Source organism: Rhodothermales bacterium, from assembly GCA_040221055.1.
In the GTDB taxonomy this organism is placed as follows: Bacteria; Bacteroidota; Rhodothermia; order Rhodothermales; family UBA10348; genus 1-14-0-65-60-17.
The window spans coordinates 77,172-94,815 of record JAVJVN010000018.1 but is presented as its reverse complement, the minus strand read 5'-3'; the positions used below and the strand labels follow the sequence as shown (position 1 = coordinate 94,815).

At 62.5% G+C, this 17,644-nt stretch carries 13 protein-coding genes; 6 read left to right on the top strand and 7 right to left on the bottom strand.

Going from position 1 to position 17,644, the window contains the following annotated elements:
• Positions 1-6 precede the first annotated feature (6 nt).
• Positions 7-726: a DNA alkylation repair protein gene (locus RIE53_11485; protein ID MEQ9105304.1), complete on the top strand. Its 720-nt coding sequence runs from the start codon at positions 7-9 to the stop codon at positions 724-726.
• A gap of 24 nt (positions 727-750) precedes the next feature.
• On the opposite strand, the gene porQ is transcribed toward RIE53_11485, so the two are convergent.
• Together porQ and RIE53_11475 are read right to left on the bottom strand one after the other, a co-directional pair.
• Positions 751-1,734, bottom strand: coding sequence for a type IX secretion system protein PorQ (gene porQ / locus RIE53_11480; protein ID MEQ9105303.1), 984 nt, complete (start codon positions 1,732-1,734; stop codon positions 751-753).
• Between the two features lie 82 nt (positions 1,735-1,816).
• Complete coding sequence (locus tag RIE53_11475; GenBank protein ID MEQ9105302.1) at positions 1,817-4,141, bottom strand: T9SS type A sorting domain-containing protein; 2,325 nt, start codon at positions 4,139-4,141, stop codon at positions 1,817-1,819.
• A 218-nt stretch (positions 4,142-4,359) separates the two neighbouring features.
• On the opposite strand from RIE53_11475, the gene secA reads away from it, so the two are divergent.
• Genes secA through RIE53_11460 form a run of 3 tightly spaced genes read left to right on the top strand, consistent with a single transcriptional unit; the run spans position 4,360 to position 10,926 of the window.
• Positions 4,360-7,758, top strand: coding sequence for a preprotein translocase subunit SecA (gene secA / locus RIE53_11470; GenBank protein MEQ9105301.1), 3,399 nt, complete (start codon positions 4,360-4,362; stop codon positions 7,756-7,758).
• Between the two features lie 35 nt (positions 7,759-7,793).
• A complete protein-coding gene (gene recN / locus RIE53_11465) occupies positions 7,794-9,500 on the top strand; it encodes a DNA repair protein RecN (GenBank protein MEQ9105300.1) in 1,707 nt (568 codons plus the stop codon).
• Between the two features lie 16 nt (positions 9,501-9,516).
• Entirely contained in the window at positions 9,517-10,926 is a 1,410-nt protein-coding gene (locus tag RIE53_11460) for a phosphoglucomutase/phosphomannomutase family protein (GenBank protein ID MEQ9105299.1), read from the top strand.
• On the opposite strand, the gene RIE53_11455 is transcribed toward RIE53_11460, so the two are convergent.
• Positions 10,899-11,543 carry a CoA pyrophosphatase gene (locus tag RIE53_11455; GenBank protein MEQ9105298.1) on the bottom strand — a complete coding sequence of 215 codons (645 nt, stop codon included), beginning with the start codon at positions 11,541-11,543 and terminating at the stop codon, positions 10,899-10,901. The genes RIE53_11460 and RIE53_11455 overlap by 28 nt on opposite strands.
• A complete protein-coding gene (locus RIE53_11450; protein MEQ9105297.1) occupies positions 11,543-12,382 on the bottom strand; it encodes a hypothetical protein in 840 nt (279 codons plus the stop codon). The genes RIE53_11455 and RIE53_11450 overlap by 1 nt, the downstream gene beginning before the upstream one ends.
• Before the next feature lie 138 nt (positions 12,383-12,520).
• On the opposite strand from RIE53_11450, the gene RIE53_11445 reads away from it, so the two are divergent.
• Entirely contained in the window at positions 12,521-13,234 is a 714-nt protein-coding gene (locus tag RIE53_11445; protein ID MEQ9105296.1) for a response regulator transcription factor, read from the top strand.
• A complete protein-coding gene (locus RIE53_11440) occupies positions 13,231-14,727 on the top strand; it encodes a HAMP domain-containing sensor histidine kinase (GenBank protein ID MEQ9105295.1) in 1,497 nt (498 codons plus the stop codon). Before RIE53_11445 ends, RIE53_11440 begins: the two co-directional genes overlap by 4 nt.
• 80 nt (positions 14,728-14,807) lie before the next feature.
• On the opposite strand, the gene RIE53_11435 is transcribed toward RIE53_11440, so the two are convergent.
• The 3 genes from RIE53_11435 to RIE53_11425 form a co-directional block, all read right to left on the bottom strand.
• Positions 14,808-15,245 (bottom strand): Hsp20/alpha crystallin family protein, encoded by a 438-nt coding sequence (locus RIE53_11435; protein ID MEQ9105294.1) that lies wholly within the window; start codon positions 15,243-15,245, stop codon positions 14,808-14,810.
• 105 nt (positions 15,246-15,350) lie between these two features.
• Positions 15,351-16,610 carry a fumarylacetoacetase gene (gene fahA, locus RIE53_11430; protein MEQ9105293.1) on the bottom strand — a complete coding sequence of 420 codons (1,260 nt, stop codon included), beginning with the start codon at positions 16,608-16,610 and terminating at the stop codon, positions 15,351-15,353.
• Positions 16,607-17,593 (bottom strand): hypothetical protein, encoded by a 987-nt coding sequence (locus tag RIE53_11425; GenBank protein MEQ9105292.1) that lies wholly within the window; start codon positions 17,591-17,593, stop codon positions 16,607-16,609. The genes fahA and RIE53_11425 overlap by 4 nt, the downstream gene beginning before the upstream one ends.
• Between the last annotated feature and the right edge of the window lie 51 nt (positions 17,594-17,644).

Below are 17,644 nucleotides of genomic sequence, written 5' to 3'. Positions count from 1 at the left end.
CCCGAAATGCCCGGACCGATCGACATTCCCCACATGTACTCGCCAGAGGACGTACTCCGTTTCGTGCGTCGTGAACTGGCCGCCGCTGCCGACCCGGAAAAGGCGGAGCAGATGGCGCGATACATGAAAACGACCATGCCGTTCCATGGGGTGCAGAAGCCGGGCCGGGAGCATATTGCCCGTGCCGTCAAATGGCATTTCCGTCCCTCATCACATGCGGAGTACGAGGACCTGGTCCGGTTGCTGTGGTCGCAGACGCACCGGGAAGAAAAATATCTGGCCGTCCAATTTGCGCGTACGTTCCGGCTCTTCATTACCAGTGAGGCCCTGCCGCTGTACGAATTCCTCATCCGGGACGGAGCCTGGTGGGATTTCGTGGATGATGTGGCCATCCGGCTTGTAGGTTCCGTGCTCCGGCATGAGCGGGACGTGGTTTCGACCCTGCTGGATGACTGGATCGAGGATGAGAACCGCTGGATCCGCCGGTCCGCCATCATCAGTCAGGTCATGCACCGGACGGATACGGACGAAGCCCGCCTGTTCCGGTATTGCCGGGCATGTCTGGGCGATACGGATCCGTTCATCCGGAAAGCGATCGGCTGGGCCCTGCGGGACTACGCCAAGGCCGCCCCGCACAACGTGGCGCGATTCGTGCAGGAAAACGGTGATGCCATGGCGCGGATTACGTACATGGAGGCCACGAAGGGGCTGCCGAGCGAGCCGTGACGTGGCGATCTGTGCAACAGCCTTCTAAAACAGGGCCGTCTTGACCGAAATCCGATGCAATCCGCCCAGGCTGGACCAGGAATTGTACGCGTAGTCCACGCCCACATTGCGGATTTTGATGCCGACGCCGGTCGATACCCCCGCGAAATCCAGCCTGGCCTTGACCTTGAGCTCATCATGACGGCGGTGGTTGTAGCCGAAGCGGAGCCGGAAACTCTCTGAGAACTGGAATTCCGCAGCCAGCACGGCATGGTACAGGGCATGAGCCAGGACCGACGCACCGTCGGGTCCTCCATCCAAGGCGTGCAGCCGGTAGGCCGTTACCGAGAACAGTACAGGGAGATGATTCAGGCGTTTCGCCAGACCCACCCGCACGTCCGTCGGCAGCCGATCGGCACGACTGCCCAGGGAGGACAGGCGCAATCCGAGGTGCTGCACCACCATACCCGCCGTGAACCGGCGCTCGGCGTCGTGATAGACCGCGCCCAGGTCCATGGTAAGCGCCTGGGCACCTTCGGTATCAATCCGCTGATTCAGCCACGACAGGGCCCCGCCGTACCGGATCCGGCTCATCCACGGGGCGCCGACGAGGGCCAGCGGACGCGACAGGGCCACCGTGAGCCCCAGGTCCGATGCACCGAACGTGCCGTCGGCATTGCCGGATGCGTCCAACCGGTCCATTTCACCAAACGAGAGGTACCGGAGTCCGACGGCCGCCGTTCCGATTCCTTCCACGTTCCGGGCGTAGCTCAACCAGCCGGCGGAAAGGTCCGAAACATGATTCAGGTACGACAGCTCCGCTGCACCATGCATGTCGGGCGTGACCAGGGCGGGGTTGGAAAAGATGCTTCCGGGCCCAACATCGACCAACGCCGGAGCGTTGCCTCCCAGGGCCGCCGAGCGGGCCGATGCGTCCAGCTGGACCACCGGGTAGGCTGACGATTCCACCTGTGCCCGCGCGGCTTGCGGCACCACGAAAAGAAAGAGGAACAGGATCAGCAATCGCATGGCGGCGGTCTGGTAGTCGGGCGGACACCCGGTTGGATGTCCGCTTCTACCGGACCGCCGCCATGGAGTTCTGCACGGAAGGCTATTTGAGCAACGTTACCGTACGCGTCGTGATGTCCGTGTCGGCAACCAGACGGATCATGTAGACACCGCTGTTCAGATGGGCTGCATTCCAACGATGCGTGTAGCTCCCGGCGGCCATCGGTCCAGAAAGGAGCCGGGCTACCTCGCGTCCTGACAGGTCCCAAACAGACAACGTGACGTGACTGCTCTGTGGGAGGTCGAATTGAAGGGTGGTCTGCGGGTTGAAGGGATTGGGATACGCGGCAGCGAGACGGAAGGAACCGGGAATGGCCCCGTCGGCCGATTCCGTGGCTACGCCGGTGACCGTGGTGAACGACGCGGCGGTCCATTCACCGGTGCCATCGGCGTTGACCCCGCGGACGCGCCAGAAATGGGCGGTGTTCAGCGCGAGTCCGGAGAGGGCCAGTTCCGCGCCGGTCAGGCCGGTTTCATCCGCAATCAGCGTACCTGAGAACGACGCATCCGTGGCGACCTGTACGTCGTGCGTGAGGGCATTCGGGGCGGACGTCCACGTCAGGGTAACGTCGGTCTCAACGTCGAGCACGGCATCTGCCGGAGACACCAGGGAGACCGCGCCGGGAAGCACAATGACCACCTCCGCTTCGGTCGTGAACGAGGCGGACGTCCACGCGCCCGCTCCGTCGGTATTCACACCACGGACACGCCAGTGGTAGGTGGTGTTGTAGGCCAGGCCGGACAGCGCCAATGAAGTCCCGGGTACGCCGGTCTGATCGGTGGTCAGCGTTGTGAACGCGGCATCGGTAGCCACCTGGACCTCGTAGCTGGCCGCATCCGCGGCAGCGACCCACGTCAGCGTGGGAGCGAGCGCCACACCGGTGGTTGCATTGGCCGGTGCGGTCAAGGTGACCGTACCCGGGAGCGTCGGAGGGACCACCTCCGCCTCGGTCGTGAACGAAGCCGTCGTCCAATCCCCGTTGCCGTCGGCATTCACGCCACGGACGCGCCAGTGGTAGGTGGTGCTGTACGCCAGGAGGGGAGCATTGACCGATGTACCTGCAACCCCCGTCTCGTTCACGATCAACAGCGTGAACGCTGCGTCCGTCGCCAGTTGGACGTCATAGGTGGCGGCATTGGCGGCGGCATTCCATGTCAGTGAAGGATTGACCGGGCTGACATCGGTCGCCAGATCAGCCGGAGACGTCAACGCCACCGCGCCGGGGGGCACAAGAGGGGCGGCTTCCGTTGTGAACGTGGCGGCATCCGTCCATGCACCGGCACCCCCTTCATTGGTGGCGCGGACCCGCCACAGGTATTCGGTGGCAAACTCCAGCCCCGTGACGTCAAAGGAGGTCGTCGTGAGCCCGGTCTGTTCAATCACGATGGGCTGTGAGCCGGACTTGGTGAAGCCGCCTACCGCCACCTGCAGGTCGTAGGCTGTCGCGCCATCCACGGTCCCCCAGGACAGCGTGGGACTGGTGGATACGCCCGTGGCCGCCGTGGCCGGAGACAGTCCTGCCGGTGCCGTCGCAGGCGGATCTGTCGGGTTGCCGCCGCCACCTTCACCGTACCCGTCATACTGGTACGATGCGGTGATGACATCGCCCTGGACCGTCGAGGTGATGGTGATGCCGGCCGAAATGCCCGTCCGGGAGACGAAGAAGATGAGTCGGGAGCTTGTAGCGGTGGGGAAGCCCAAAACGGTCACCGTCGTCGTCAACTCGGTTTCGTATCGGAGCGCGTCGACGGTGCCCTGGGGCGTCTGCAGCGTTCCCCATCCGTTCGCGGTGCCGTCTTTTGTGATGGAAACGGCCGTATTGAAGCCTCCCGTCGACTGGATGTAGGACGTGGAGCCGGTCCAGGTTGCCCCGAACTCCAGGGGAAACGGATAGTCAAACAACCCTTGGTCATACAGCAGGTCGTTGGTCGCGCCGTCGACCCGTGCCATGGTTCCGTAGGTCCGGTGTCCGTCGGCATCGAAACTCGAGTACACGATGGAAACGTCGTTGGGCTTGGCCGGATCAATGCTGCGGACAGCATGCGTTGCGTTCGCAATCCGCGGATCCCCGGCACCCAGCAATGTCGCATCGGGCAACGCAATGAACTCCTGTTCAACGGGGTTCGCCGCGGGCGCATCGAATGAGAGTGCCGTGAAGTCCCACGTCTGGCCGGCTCCGATTTGTGCAGCGAGCGCCTGGATGGCCACCGACTGGCCCGAGGAGGCCTGGACGGATATCGGAGTGAAGGTCTGTCCCAGTTGTCCCTCGGCGTGGGCCCTGTCAATGCTGATCTGGCCGAACGAGGCAGAGGTGACGAAACCGGACAGCAGGAAGAGTGCGAAAAGCGTGTAGCGGATGCAATGCATGGTGTGTTGGAGTCGGGTTCAACGATTCAACCCGAAAACTATCCGCGCGACCCGTGCGGGGAACTACCCGCGGGACGGTATATCGCAGCCTGACGACGCTCCGATGTGGAAGGCTCGACGAATATGGGCCCCAACGGGAACGACCGCCAATCGGATCGCGTGTTACCGGGATGCCGGGGGCCTCTCCTCCGACGGCAACCCTTACAGACCCTTGCTCCATGCTCAATCTGCTCAAGAAATTTTTCGGCGACAGTCAGGAACGCTCAGTCAAGCGTCTCTGGCCGATGGTTCACCGCATAAATGAGGAATATGAAAAGCTGCAAACGCTCACCGATGAGCAACTGCAGGCCAAAACGGAGGAATTCCGGGGTCGGATCCGGGAAACGCTTGCCGAAATCGAGGCCGATATGGCCGAGATCAACCGGCAGTTGAAGGCGGGCCGCAATACAGACGAGGCCGGTGAGTCGCACACGCTCACGCTGAACGATCGGCTTGATCTGTACGATGAGCTCGATGTGCTGGAAAAGGAGTGGTACTCTACGCTCGATTCGACGCTCGACGCGTTGCTTCCGGAGGCATTCGCGGTGGCCAAGGATGCGTGTCGTCGCATGCTGGGTCGTCAGTGGGAGGCGGGTGGTCGGACCGTCACCTGGGACATGGTCCCCTACGACGTTCAGTTGCTGGGCGGTATTGCCATCCACGAGGGCAACATCTCTGAAATGAAGACGGGGGAGGGCAAGACCCTGGTTGCCGTCGCTCCGGTCTATTTGAATGCACTCGCGGGTCAGGGCGTGCATTTGGTGACGGTCAACCCGTACCTGGCCGAACGCGACGCCGAGTGGATGGGCCCCGTCTATGAATACCTCGGCCTGACGGTCGACGTCATCGACAAGTATGAGCCCCACACGGAGCAGCGGAAAGCAGCCTACCAAGCCGATGTCACGTACGGTACGAACAACGAATTCGGGTTCGATTACCTCCGTGACAACTCGTTCGTGAACGATCCGGAGCATCTCCAGCAGCGCAAGCACCATTTTGCCGTGGTTGACGAAGTGGACTCGGTCCTGATTGATGAGGCCCGTACGCCGCTCATTATATCCGGCCCGGTGCCGGAGTCCGACGAAACGCAATTCCAGGAGTTCAAGCCGTCGGTCGAACGGCTGGTCTATTCCCAGCAGAAGCTGGTGGCCGGATTCGTGGCCGACGCCGAACGTCTTCTGGCGGAGCGCGACAAGGCGGTTGAAGCCGGCGACAACAAGAAGGCCTCCGAACACGAGAGTGAAGCCGGCCTCGCGCTGCTCCGCGCCCATCGGGGCTACCCGCGGAACAAGAAATTCCGCAAACTCCTTCAGGAGCCCGGGGTCGAGCAGCTCCGTCAGAAGACGGAGTATTTCTACCTGCAGGACAACGCCAAGAAGATGCCGTTCGTCGATCAGGAGCTGTACTTCTCCTATGACGAGAAGCAGCGGGCCATAGAAATGAGCGACAAGGGTCGTCAGTACATCGGCTCTGCGGCCGGCAAGGATGAGAACCTGTTCATCCTTCCGGATCTGGGCGAGGAAGTCGCCAAGGCCGAGAAGGAAATGGAAACGGAGCAGAAAACGCTCGTCAGTGATATACAGTCGGACGAAGCGCTCAGCGAGGAGAAGAAGGAAAACAAGCTCGCCAACGACATAAGCATCCTGCGCAACAAACTGGCGGACTTCAAACGGGAGCTGTACAACCGGTATGCCGAGGCGGCGTCGCGGCTGCACGCCATTGAGCAGTTGTTGAAGGCCTACATCCTGTTCGAGAAGGACACCGAATACATTGTCCAGGACGGCAAAATCCAGATCGTGGATGAGCATACGGGCCGCGTGCTGTCCGGTCGCCGCTATTCGGATGGTCTCCACCAGGCTATTGAGGCCAAGGAGGGTGTGAAGATCCAGGCGGCTACACAGACCTACGCCACGGTCACCCTCCAGAACTATTTCCGGCTGTACCACAAGCTGGCCGGCATGACAGGTACGGCCGAGACCGAATCCGAGGAGTTCTTCAAGACCTACAAGATGGAGGTCGTGGTCGTCCCCACCAACAAGCCGGTGGCGCGTCGCGACCTGGACGATCTGGTCCTGCGGACCAAACGGGAGAAGGTGAATGCCGTCATCGAGAAGATCCAGGAATACCATGACCGCGGTCAGCCTGTCTTGGTCGGTACAACCAGCGTTGAGGCCTCGGAGATGTACAGCCGCATGCTCACCCGTGCGGGCATCAAGCACAACGTGTTGAACGCCAAGCGGGACCGGGCCAAGGCCGAGTCCCTGATTGTGGCAGAGGCCGGTCAGAAAGGCGGTGTGACCATTGCCACCAACATGGCCGGTCGCGGTACCGATATCAAGCTCGGCGAGGGTGTCCGGGAAATCGGAGGTTTGGCCATCATTGGCACCGAGCGGCACGACAGTAGGCGGATTGACCTCCAGCTCCGTGGTCGGGCCGGCCGTCAGGGCGATCCCGGCGAGAGCCAGTTCTACATTTCGCTTGAGGACAATCTCATGCGCCTGTTCAGTTCCGATCGTGTGGCCAAGGTCATGGACCGGTTGAACCTGGAAGAAGGGGCTGTCATCACCCACCCTTGGGTCAACAAGAGCATTGAACGCGCGCAGGGGAAGGTGGAGCAGAACAATTACGCCATCCGGAAGCGCCAGCTTGAGTACGATGACGTGCTGGATTCCCAACGAAAGGTCATCTATGACCGCCGCGTACACGCATTGCGTGGACAACGGCTGGCCGGGGATATCATGGACATGCTCCGCGGGATGGTGGAAGACCTCGTAAAGCAGCACCACGGTGAGGGCAACCTGGATGAAATGCGTGCGGACCTGCTGCGTCTGCTCGCGCTCGATGTGGAAATGGATCGCGAACTGTTCCACAAGCTGGGAGAGGACGGGGTAACGGATCGGGTCTATGACGATGCGCTGGCGTTCTACAACCGGAAGCGCAATGCCCTCGCCCGGCCGTTCCATGAGAGCATGAAACAGTTGCAGGAGAGCGACCGGGAGCAGAAACCGGAGAAGGTCTACGTGGACTTCACCGATGGACGCAAGGCGCTCAGGGCCGTGGTCCGGATTGAGGATGCCATCGAATCGGAAGGGCAGGAAGTCAATGATGCACTCGAACGCGTGGCCATGCTCAGCTTCATCGATGCGCATTGGACAGAGCATCTCCGGAACCTGGATGAGGTGAAGGAGGGCATCGGCCTGCGCGCCTATGGTCAACGCGATCCGCTCATCGAATACAAGATGGAGGCCTACGGTCTGTTTACGGAGATGATTGATACCATCAACCGGGACATGGTCTCCTTCATTTTCCGGTCCGGTCCCCTGGTCAATCAGCAGCAGGGAGCGGGTGCTGCGGGCGCGCGGCCGCGTCGGTTGGATCCGCGTCGTTCCCGTACGACCCACGAGTCCATGTCGCCCACCTACGGCGTGGGCGCCGGTGGTGACGGGAGACGTGCGGCCGCCGAGGCCGACCCTACGGCCAAGGCCGAGCCGGTTACGGTGGACGACAAAGTGGGTCGTAACGATCCGTGCCCGTGTGGAAGTGGCAAGAAATACAAGCACTGCCACGGCGCGGCTTGAGCTCCTGTTTTTCCTGACTCAACGTCGGTCCATCCTTGCTCCGAACGCTTCATATCCGGGATTTTGCACTCATCGAGGCGCTTGACGTCGAGTTCGGCCCCGGTCTGAATTGCATTACCGGTGAGACGGGGGCGGGGAAGTCCATCCTGGTCGGCGCGCTCAAGTTGATCCTCGGGGATCGCGCTTCGACCGACGTGGTCCGCCCCGGTGCACGCAAGGCCGTCATTGAGGGCACCTTTGAACTCGCTGCCGAGGGTTCGACCGGCCGGATTGTGGCAGGGGTGCTGGAGGAAAATGACATTGAAGTCCTCCCGGAACTCATCCTCCGGCGGGAAGTGTCCGGCTCACAGAGTCGCGCGTTCATCAATGACACGCCGGTAACCGTGACCTTGTTGAAGGATGTCGCCTCCGAGCTGGTGGACCTGCACGGCCAGCATGAGCATCAGTCATTGCTTCGGACGGAGCGCCACATCCCGCTCGTGGATGCGTTCGGCAATCTGGACAACGAGGTGGCGGCGTACAGAGGGTTGCTGGCCGAAGCCCGCGACATCGCCGACCGCCGAGCCCGTCTCCAGTCCGAGAAGCATGCGTTGGGCCGGGAGAAGGATTTGCTGTCCTTCCAGATCGACGAAATTGACGCAGTGGCTCCGGTGGAAGGCGAGGAAGACGCCATGGAGGCCGAGCGTCGTGTGCTGGAGAATGCAGAGCGCCTGTTCGAGGCCACCAATCAATTGTCCGAGTTGATGTACGACTCCGACACGGCCATCAATGACCTCCTGGTGCAGGCAAGGAACCAGCTGTCGGATTTGACACGCATTGACCCTGCGTTCAATGATATTCGCCAGGAAATCGCCTCGGCGCAGATTTCAGTCGCTGAAGCGGCGGCGTTCCTGCAGGATTACAACTCGCGCATCGAATTCAATCCGGACAGGCTGGAGGCCATCCGGGTGCGTTCCATCGACCTGGACCGCCTGAAGCGGAAGTATGGAGGCACGCTCGATGCGGTGCTGTTGCATCGCCAGGAAATCGGTGAGCGCTTTGCCATGGCCAGCGATGTGGACGGTGCGTTGAGGCAGTTGGATGATGCCTTCCACGAGGTCACGGACCGATTGTCCGCCCAGGCCTGGCGGTTATCCGGCCTGCGCAGAAAAGCTGCGGACGGTATTGAATCGTTGATTGTGGAAGAGTTGGGTCGGCTCGGCATGCCGGAAAGTCGGTTCCGCGTTGAATTGGTCCAGGACGTCGATCCGGTTGGTTGGATCCGATCGGAGAACGGGACCACATTCACGGCCGGTGCCCGGGGTGTGGACCGGGGGGGCTTCCTGATATCCACGAATCCGGGCATGGACATCATGCCGCTGGCCCGGGTGGCCTCTGGCGGTGAAATCTCGCGGATCATGTTGGCCATGAAGTCCATCCTGGCCCGGACCGACCAACTGCCCATCCTCATTTTCGACGAGATTGATACGGGCATATCGGGAGCGACGGCACAAAAGGTGGCTGATTGCATGGCCTCCCTCGGAGAATCCCTTCAGATCCTGGCCATCACCCACTTGCCGCAGGTTGCGGCAGCCGGACGATCCCAGTATCGGGTGGCGAAAGAAACCGACGGGGACGTCACGCGGACGCGCATTACCCGTCTGGACGAAGCCGCCCGCATCCACGAAATAGCCGCCTTGCTGTCCGGAAGTACCGTGACGGAAGCGGCGCGCGCGAGCGCTCGTGAACTCCTCAAACTGTAATCCCCCGAACGGTAGTATGGCAGATCGACACGAAATCGCTTTCGGAACGGATGGGTGGCGGGCCATCATCGCAGACGGCTACACCATGGACAACCTGGAGCGGGTTGCGCTGGCGACGGCAGCCTGGGTCGTCGAGACCTATCCCTCCAATCCGGTCATCGTGCTGGGCTACGATGCCCGCTTCGGGGGGCGGATGTTCGCCGATCATACGGCCCGGGTACTGGCGTCCCAGGGGTTGCAGGTCATTGTGTCGGAAGGGATAACGGCGACTCCCGTTGCGAGTTGGGCCGTCCAGGATATCGGCGCCGCGGCCGGCGTCGTGATCACGGCCAGCCACAACCCGCCCGAATACAACGGATACAAGATCAAGGGCCACTTCGGAGGATCGGCGCTGCCGTCCATGGTGAAGGCCGTGGAAGCCCGTCTTGCGCCGTGGCGTGAGCAGTCCTACCCGGCGTCGGAGGCCATCACGACGCGGGACTTCACGGCGGCTTACTGTGCCTACGTGCGGGAGAGGATTGATCTGGATCGCATCCGGGCGGCAGGCCTCACCATTGTGCATGACGCCATGCATGGCTCGGGAATGGGATTGTATTCCGCCCTGCTGGGTCAGGAGCACGTGGTGGAGCATCGCTCAACCGTGAACCCGTCCTTCGGAGGTGTTGCACCGGAGCCCATCGAGAAGAACCTGGCTGAGCTCCCGGGCATGGTCGTATCGCACGGCGCATCGGCCGGTATTGCGAATGACGGGGATGCTGACCGGATCGGCATGTTCGATGAGCGCGGGAATTTCGTCGACTCGCATCGCATATTGGCCCTGCTCGTGGACTACCTGCACACGGACCGCGGCGCGTCGGGGACCATCGTGAAGACCTTTTCCACCACCGACATGCTGGACAAGATGGGGGCCGCCTTGGGCTTGCCGGTCGAGACGACGGCCATCGGATTCAAGTATATCGGGGAAAAGATCCTGGAAGGGCATGTGCTGGTGGGAGGGGAGGAATCCGGTGGAATGGCGGTGAAGGGACATATTCCCGAGCGGGATGGCATTTTCATCGGGATGCTGGTCCTGGAAATGATGGCGGTACGCGGGAAGTCGCTGAGTGCGCTCGTCGACGATCTGTTCCGGCGCTTCGGGCCGCATGCCTACTGGCGTGTGGACGCCCATACCACGGCGAGTGGAAAGGAGCGGATTCTGGACGTACTGCAGAAGGAGGGCGGGCTGCGGGAAATCGCAGGAGCCCCTGTGCGTTCGGTCGCAGACCTGGATGGGTACAAGCACCGTATGGACCACGGTTGGTTGCTCATCCGGCCGTCCGGGACCGAACCCGTGCTGCGTGTGTACGCGGAGGCGCCTACGGAAGCCGGGGCCCGGGAGCTGGTGGTGGACGCCCTTCGTCAGTTGGGGGTGGGCAGCGCGGCCTGAAGCACGGCGGCGAATTCGGCAAGCATCATGGCGGTCGCGCCCCACACGACGTGGCCTTCCAGGTCGAAGTACGGGACCTCGCGTTCCTGTTGGCCAATGCGTTGGCGACGGGACTTACGTCGTTCCGGCCGGACCAGGTCCACGGGAGGCACACCGAACAGATGGGCCACCTCGTCGGTCCGCACGCTCAAATCAGGCGCTTCCGTGATGTATCCGACATACGGGTGCACATTGAATTTCGACGGAATGACGTGGAGCGGCGTCAACATGCCCAGCAGGGCAATACGATCCGGCGGAATGAGAACCTCTTCGTGGGTTTCGCGCAACACCGTGTCGGTCAGGGACTCGCCGGCCTCGCGGCGACCTCCGGGCAAGGCGACCTGGCCGGCGTGCTGTTTCATGCCATCGGGCCGTACAGTCAGCAGAAGATGGGTCATGCCACATGCGTCCGGATAGAGCAGGGCCAGGACGGCGGCATCGCGGTATGGACGGTCCGACGCGTCGGCAGCCAGGTGCTCCAACCGATCCAGCGGCGCCATGTCCAACTGGGCCTCCCGGCCCGGCAACGGCTTTCCCAGCTCGGTTCCGAGCACGTCCATCAAGACATCGAATCGCATTATTCAATGAGGGTCAGTTCGTGATCCCGGAACGTGATCTGATGGTCCAGGCGGAGGGTCACCGTCCGCAAGCGCCGGATGCTCGGGATGTCCCCTTCGATGGTCCGCGCGACCGGAATGTCGAGACCACCATGGCGTTCCAGGCGCGTGCGGACCAGCAGGCCCTGCCCACGCGGCATGGCTATGCGATGTTCCACGAATGCCAGCCGTCCGGACGCCTGACTGAACCAGAGTGTCACCACATGGCGGGGTGGTGTGGCGGAGAGGGGTGGCGGGGGCCTGCGACGACCCTGCATGCGCCCTGGGAGTGGTCCCGGAGGTGGCCCCGGGCGCTCCAGCCGACCTGTGACAACGTCGTACGCCTCGCCGCCCCGCTCGCGCGTTTCAATACGTTGCGCCAATCGGAGATTGCGGATGAGCATTCCCGGCAATAATGCGCCGATGGCCTGGTTGCCTATGACCATTTCACCTTCCGGCCCGTCACCCAGCAGGGCCCGCATGCGGGCATCGTACCGGTCACTGCTTTCGGGTGGCATCCGGGTGCCGTCCACTGACAGCCACTCCAGGGTCCGGTCCGGCGTGTCCCCGGGCTCGAACGACAGCAGCGTTCGGCTCTCAATGCGCCGGGTGGTCTGTCCGGACGTCAGGGACAGTGCCATGTCGGCCCGGAGCGTGATTCGTTCAACACCGGACAACGCAGACTGCTGGACAGCCAGCCAGTCCCGGACCACTCCTTCTGCTGTCTTTTGGGCATGCAAGGCGCTCGGGAACAGCAGCATCAGGCTGACAACCAACAGGCTGGCACACCGGGTGGGGCAGTATGGATTCCGCGAAGTCATGGATGGACAGGTTCCGGGTAAGATGGTCAAGACATTCTACTGCACGCACCTCCTTCAGTTGTCACGAAAGTATGTATAATACAGGCTGGCAACCCGGAGCAACGCAACCCCAAGCACGCCAAACCCGACCGCAGACGCATGGCATCCATTCTACTGGTGGAGGACGACGAGGAACTGGCGGGGCTGGTGGAGCGTCGCCTTTCGGAATCCGGTTACGCGGTACGGACCGTCGGAACGGGACCCCTGGCCCTCAAAGCCGTCGAGGCGTCCGTGCCGGATGTCGTCCTGCTGGACATCATGCTGCCTGAACTGGACGGACTGGAAGTCTGCAGGCGACTGCGGGCCGCACACCCGGTGCTGTACATCATGATGTTGACTGCACGGTCGGACGAAATGGACCGGGTGGTTGGATTGGAGGTCGGCGCGGACGATTACGTCACCAAACCGTTCAGTCTTTCCGAACTCGTGGCCCGGGTGCGGGCTGCCCTGCGTCGGCTCCGATTGCTCGACGAGGTGGCGGCCGACAGCGGCGCCGACGAGCGCCCGCTGGAATTCGGGCCCCTGAGGATGGATCCGCCCCGTCGCCGTGTTACGATGGACGGAGAAGAAGTCGTGCTCACGGTCCTTGAGTACGATTTGCTGCTGTATCTGGCACGCCACCCCGAGCGTCCGTTCACGCGGATGCAATTGCTGGATGCCGTATGGGACATCCAGTACGAGGGGTACGACCGGACCGTGGATTCCCACGTCCAGCGACTCCGGGCCAAGATCGAGTCCAATCCGGGTGCCCCGCGATTCATCCGGACGGTCTGGGGGGTCGGCTACAAGTTCGACCCGGAAGGGGCATCGTGAGCGCGCGCTCCCTTGGCAATACCCTGTTCTGGCGGATTGTGGCCATCCTGGTGATTGCCGAACTCACGGTTGCTGCCGTGGCTATCGGCCTGACGGTACGGTTTGCCACCGAGCGCAGTCGTGAACTCGCCGTCACGTCCATAGAATCGCGGCTGGATGCGGTGGCCGAGGAAATTGAACGGCGTTCCTCCATCCAGGACGGGCGGTTGCACGTGGCCGGTGCGCTGCTGGCCGACCTGGCCCTCCGCTTTCCGGATCCTGTGGCCATTCTCGATCTGGATGGGGAGGTACGGCATGTCATCCATGCCGATCCGACCGCCTTCCCGGAAGTTCGGGTGGATACGACAGGCACGCCTGAGGTCCCCGACGCCCAGGCGTTGTTCTCCGGCTTGGTGGTGGATGCGACGGATAATGGCCTGCCCGGTGGATACGCCGTGGCTCCCCTGTATGACGCGGTCGGTTTTCCCGTGGGTGCGCTGCTCGTCCAACCCCTCCGGCAGTCCATGGCGTGGGAACTCTCGGGTGCCAATCAGGCGGCGAGGGAATCCCTTCGTCTGGTGGCCGTTCTGGCGGTCATCCTGGCGTTGCTGACCGGTGGTGGAGTAACCTGGTGGTTGGTGGCACCACTGCGCCGGATTGCTACTCGGGTATCGGAAATCGGGAAGGGGGATTACGGCGTCCGGGTGGACGTCCAAGGGACCCACGAAATCGCCTTGGTAGCCACTGCTGTGAACCGGATGGCGGATGATATCCAGCGGAACATCACGGCCATGCAGTCGGCGCACCAACTGCGGCAGGAACTCGTGGCCAACGTGGGTCATGACCTGCGGACCCCGTTGGCCGCGGTTCAGGCGTGGTTGGAGGAAGCGGTCCGATTCGAAGCGGAAGGCCGCCATGCGGACGCCTCCATGGCGGTGGAAGGAGCCGAGCGCCAGGTCCGCCGCATCCGCAGCCTCGTGGACGATCTGTTCGAATTGGCGGTCCTGGAGCAATCCGGATCCCGACTTGTCTCAGAGCCGGTTCCACTGGGAGAGTTGGTGTCGGATGCCGTGGAAACGGTCGCCGTGCGGACGCCTGATGGAGTTCGCGTGGTCATCCGGCCGCCGGAAGTGTGGCCCATGGTCCAAGGGGACGGGAGTCGTCTGCTCCGAATGCTGACAAACGTGCTGTCCAATGCCGTCGCATTTGCCCGGACATCCGTGCAGATTGCTGTCGGCACCGATGAACACGCCCTGGTCATCACCATTCGGGATGACGGCCCCGGGCTTGCACCCGATGAGGTGGAGCGGGTTTTCGATCGGTACTATCGGGGAACGGACGCGCGCACGCGGAAATCCGGGACCGATGCCGGCACCGGGCTGGGGCTGGCCATTGCCCGTGCAGTGGCCGAGGCCCACGGTGGTCGCATCTGGATGGAGTCGGTTCCGGGCGAAGGAACGGCGGTGCATATCCGTCTTCCGAACCCGATCGGAGCCTCCTGGAAGGCTTCGTGACAATCGGACCAGGCAATAGAAAGGGGGCGCCGCTCGCGGCGCCCCCTTTTGCGTGGAATCCCGGGCTCCAGTGTCTTTGGTCAGGAAATCTTGATCTTGCGTGGCTTGCTGTCTTCCAGCTTCGGCAAGGTCACCGTAAGCACGCCGTTTTCGTGCCGGGCCTCGATCTTCTTCTCATTGACCTGCTTGGGCATGGAAAACGAGCGGAAGAAGCGCCCCACGTGGCGCTCCACGCGGACCACACTGTCGTTCTCCTGCAGCTCACGGGACTGGCGTTCCCCGGAAATGGTCAGCACGCCGTCCTGGAGATTGATCTGGATATCCTCACGGGACAGGCCGGGAACGTCCATTTCCAGGATGTAAGCCTCGTTGGTCTCGGTCACATCCAGGTGGGGAGTCCAGGATACGGGTGTTTCGTCCTCGTCGTAGCCCGGGAAGAAGCCGGAGAACATGCGGTCAAAATCGCGCTGCAGGCGATTCAGGTCATGGCGCGGGGAAAAGCGTACAATCTGTGTCATGGCAGTAATCAGTTTGGATGAACAGGTTCACCCACGTCATTACAACGCGCGTGCCAATCCCGCATTTCTGCCATTTTTTCGGCCCGGACTGACAGAATGAGTGGTTCAGGGTGACGGGACGGCAGACAGGACGGTACCTTCGGCCTTTCCGAACCCGATCCGATAGCCGTCTCCCTGCGCCCATCCCCGCATGACGACCGAATCTCCGTCCTCCAGGAACGTACGGGACGTGCCGTCCGCCAGGGAAATCGGGCGTTCCCCCCGCCAGCTGAGTTCCAGCATGGAGCCGAAGTTTTCCGGTTCCGGCCCCGAAATGGTACCCGATGCCATGAGGTCCCCCGGGCGGGCATTGCATCCATTCACCGTGTGATGCGCCAACTGCTGACACACGTTCCAGTACAGATAGCGGAAGTTGGACCGACAGACCACATCCGGTTGCTGGGCTCCCGGGGTTCGGATGCCGACCTCCAACTGGATATCATAGGACCACGGGCCCGTCGAGGTCAGATAGGGGAGCGGTGCGGGATCCTGCGTCGGACCCGATACGCGGAACGGCTCCAGCGCATCCATCGGAACCACCCATGGCGACAGTGTCGTAGCAAAATTCTTTCCCAGGAACGGTCCGAGCGGTACATACTCCCAAGCCTGGATATCGCGTGCACTCCAATCATTCACGAGGACCATGCCGAAAATGTGTTCGGGCGTGTCCGCAATGGGAATAGGGTGTCCGAGCGCATTCCCCGGGCCCACGAAGAAGCCCATCTCCAATTCGAAATCCAAAAGGCGGGTCGGGCCGAAGCCGGGCTGGCCGTCCTCCCCGGGCTTGGTCTGGCCGGATGGACGACGAACGGGTCGACCGGACACAAGCAGTGAACTGGACCGGCCGTGGTATCCCACCGGAAGGTGGGTCCAGTTCGGCATGAGGGCGTTTTCCTTACCGCGGAACATGGTGCCGACGTTCGTGGCGTGTTCCCGGGAGGAGTAGAAATCCGTGTAGTCACCGACCAGCGCCGGCAATTCCATGGTGACCGCGCCCTGCTCGAAAAACACCCGCCGCCGCATGGCCTCGTTGTCCCGGAGTCGCGGCTCGTCGGCGGACAAGAGGGCCTGGATCTGGGTCCGGATATGCCGCCACTCATCCCGTCCGGCCGCCATGAAGGCATTCAATGAGCCGGCACGGAAGAAGGACGCTCCGCTGCGGGACTGGAGCCAGGCGGCCTCTTCCAGCGTCGTCAAGTCGAGGATGTAATCCCCGATGGCCACGCCCACGCGGGCGGGTTCGGCGGGCGTTGCCCGGAAAACGCCGTAGGGCAGGTTCTGGATGGGAAAATCGTGATCGGACGGGACGGGTATGAAAGAGGTCATGAAATGGAGTAGCCCAGTGATGAAAGATCTTCTACAGGTTCGGAAATGCTGCAACTGCCTATGCCCATGGCAAAGGTGCGACGGACGCGGTGGACGTCGGCGGCCGAGGCCTGCCAGGAGCGCCAACCAATATGCGACGCGGACAGGGAAAACGCATCCCGGTCGGTTTCGGTCAGGAGTTCCTCCAGCGTGGCCAGCGGCAACACGTGGACGGCATGAAGCACGGACGCCGTGAATACGTTGATGAAGCCGTGCATGGTCGCCCCGGTGGCCGTATCGGGCACGGGAAACGGATGATGCAGGCCGGCGGTGGCCTTGAATGCGATACCGGCCCGATGGGCTGCGTCGATGAACCCGGCCAGTTCCCCAGCCGACGGATACGCCGCGATGGAGTCACCGCCGCACCGGATCTTGGCGCGGAAGGATGGGGGGGCTGTCCGGGAGGACAGCCCCCCCATGTACGTTGCCAACTGCGCCGACGTGAAGGGACGGGGCAGCTCGATATAGACCGGCATCGGTACGTCCGAACGGGAAGCCTTTACACCCAGGACAGCCGCGGCTGCGGAATCCAGCACGGCGTCGATGGACGTCCGATCCTGCAGCGCATGGGGTGGCAGACGGAATTCGACAGCGGCGAGACGGAATGGAGTGGACGCCCGATGGACGAGCGACATGAAGGCATGGAGGTCTTCCTGGAGCGTATCGGCCGAACGGGGGAGCAGCGTGATGCCCACCGCGGCAGCCGGCTCGGGAGCAGCGGTGGGTGCGTGCGTGGCGAACGCATCTTCCATTTCCTGCAGTCGGGCGGCGGGCACCACGAACGGACCCACCAGCCAGGCCTCGGGTCCGGTCTTGTGGGCTACATACTCAGCCACGGCGGCATCCATGGCAAGGGCGGCCGGCGGGAACAGACCCGCATAATCGAACAGGCCCTGAAGCAATTGTGGGGGGATGGAAAGCGCGGAATCGGAACCGGAGGCCATGTGAGAACTATCTATTAACTGTTGTATGCAGGAAAGTGGAACAGTACCTTT